Origin of the sequence: Eubacterium sp. An3, assembly GCF_002159465.1 — a bacterium.
GTDB classification, from domain to species: domain Bacteria; phylum Bacillota; class Clostridia; order Lachnospirales; family Lachnospiraceae; genus Anaerobutyricum; species Anaerobutyricum stercoris.
Map to the genome: position 1 here is coordinate 1 of NZ_NFIR01000095.1, position 1,488 is coordinate 1,488.

The 1,488-nt window shown below is 59.5% G+C and carries 3 protein-coding genes; all 3 read right to left on the minus strand.

Going from position 1 to position 1,488, the window contains the following annotated elements; all coding sequences use genetic code 11:
* Nucleotides 1-90: 90 nt before the first annotated feature.
* On the minus strand, nucleotides 91-630 hold the full coding sequence (locus B5F87_RS20470) for a sigma factor-like helix-turn-helix DNA-binding protein (protein WP_087284529.1): 540 nt from the start codon (nucleotides 628-630) through the stop codon (nucleotides 91-93).
* On the minus strand, nucleotides 627-1,088 hold the full coding sequence (locus B5F87_RS20475; protein WP_087252950.1) for a sigma factor-like helix-turn-helix DNA-binding protein: 462 nt from the start codon (nucleotides 1,086-1,088) through the stop codon (nucleotides 627-629). Before B5F87_RS20475 ends, B5F87_RS20470 begins: the two co-directional genes overlap by 4 nt.
* A gap of 10 nt (nucleotides 1,089-1,098) precedes the next feature.
* Nucleotides 1,099-1,488, minus strand: a 390-nt coding sequence (locus B5F87_RS20480; RefSeq protein WP_087284532.1) for an RNA polymerase subunit sigma-24, incomplete at its 5' end; no start/stop codon positions are given.

The following is a 1,488-nucleotide window of genomic DNA, read 5'->3' on the forward strand; positions in this document are numbered from 1 at the left end:
CAATCAGGCGGCGGGTGCGGGCCTTGCGTTCCTCGTTGCGCTGCTTGTTCTCCAAAATCTTCTGGCGGTTCTCAAGCTGCCGGATCTCCTTCAGGACTTCTTCGCGCTCGTCTTTTTTCTGTTTCGCTTGGGCGGTGCTGTCTTTGTGCATATCGCTTTCTCCTTTGGCGGCTTCATCCAGCCGCGCTTGATATAATATTTCTGTAACTTGATAATGGCGTTGCGAACCGTGACAATGGCAGCCGATGTGGTAAAGCCTTCGGCCTCGGCAATCTCCTTAAACTGCTTGCCCTCCCAAAACCGGGCATGAAGGCAGCTTGCCTGCCGGGGCGTCAATGTGGCAAGGGCCTCCCGGAGCCGTTCCATCATCAGGGCGCGGGCGGCCTCCTGTTCCCGTTCCGTTTCCTTCTCCACCAGAATATCCTCCGGGGAAACGGCCTGCTCCGGGAAATGGTGTTCCATGCCGGGGGATGCGTCCAGAGAATAACAGTGATAATGCTGCTTGGCGTCATTGGCGTCCTCTGCGCGGCTTTCCTCCACAATGGCGTCTGCAACCTCGTCCGGCAGTTCTATGAAGGTGTCCGTTTCGTAGAGGGGATAATAATACTTTTTCAGGTTGATGGTTTTCATAGGCCTCTTGTCCATTTCCGGCGTATGAAGTACCGGCGCAGCCGCCGGAGCGCCGCATGGATGGACTTCCCCGCCTGGGATGGAGTGATACCCTCCATCGCGGCAATGTCCTTTACTTTCATCCCCAGCATATACCGGGCATGGACGCGGCGGGCCTGCGCTGGTGGCAAAGAGGAAAGGGCCTCATAGAGCCGCCGGAGCAGTTCGGCATATTCGGCTTGTGCCTCCTTTTCCATCAGGCAATCCTCCGGCGATGGCTGCGCCCAGCCGATGGCGGCCTTCTCGATCCCGTCGTCACAGTCAAGGGAGTAAAACGCCTTGTAGCGGTACATCTTACGCTCCCTGGCGGCCTCGGCCCGCTTGTCCAGCAGGAACGCCTCGGCGATTTCATCCGACACCTCCACAAAGGTGTCCTCGGTACAGAACGGGTAATATTGCTTGAGGTTGATCGTCTGCATAGGCCCGCCCTCACTCTGACGGAAAAAGGCCGTCATAGCAACGGCGCATATTCCGCAGGCCCCGCCGGATGGCAACGCTGACCTTGCTGCTGTGTACGCCCTCCATCCGGGCAATTTCCGGCTGGTTGATACCGACGATGTAGTAGGCCCGGACGCGGCGGGCCTGTGTGGGGGTGGCATGGGCCAGGGCCTCCGGCAAGGCGGCCAGCAGACGCAGATGGGCGGCCCGTTCCTCGCGCTCCAAAAAGATTTCCTCCGGCGATCTGCCGTGTTCCAGCGCATAGTTCTCCGCCCAGCTATATGCGTCCAGGGAGTACCAGGCGCGGTGGTAGACCTTCCGGCGCTCATAGTTGTTCATCTCGCGCTGGGCCTGCCGCATGGCCTCCCAGACCTCGTCGCT